Annotated in this window: 1 rRNA gene; it reads left to right on the forward strand. The window is 56.8% G+C overall.

The window, feature by feature from the left end:
* Positions 1-525: ribosomal RNA gene (locus tag BG482_RS39965) — 23S ribosomal RNA — on the forward strand; the annotation flags it as partial.

Genomic DNA, 525 nt, shown 5'->3' on the forward strand with positions numbered 1-525 from the left:
GCCGGTAAGTGAGAGCGCGGCAGTGAGACTGTGGGGGATAAGCTCCATGGTCGAGAGGGAAACAGCCCAGAGCATCGACTAAGGCCCCTAAGCGTACGCTAAGTGGGAAAGGATGTGGAGTCGCAGAGACAACCAGGAGGTTGGCTTAGAAGCAGCCACCCTTGAAAGAGTGCGTAATAGCTCACTGGTCTAGTGATTCCGCGCCGACAATGTAGCGGGGCTCAAGCGTACCGCCGAAGTCGTGTCATTGCGATATATACCCCCAACGGGGATCGTGATGGGTAGGGGAGCGTCGTGTGCCGGGTGAAGCAGCACCGGAAGGTAGTTGTGGACGGTTCACGAGTGAGAATGCAGGCATGAGTAGCGATACACACGTGAGAAACGTGTGCGCCGATTGACTAAGGGTTCCTGGGTCAAGCTGATCTGCCCAGGGTAAGTCGGGACCTAAGGCGAGGCCGACAGGCGTAGTCGATGGATAACCGGTTGATATTCCGGTACCCGCTGTGAAGCGTCAAACACTGAACC

Origin of the sequence: Streptomyces sp. LUP30 (genome assembly GCF_001746365.1) — a bacterium.
In the GTDB taxonomy this organism is placed as follows: Bacteria; Actinomycetota; Actinomycetes; order Streptomycetales; family Streptomycetaceae; genus Streptomyces.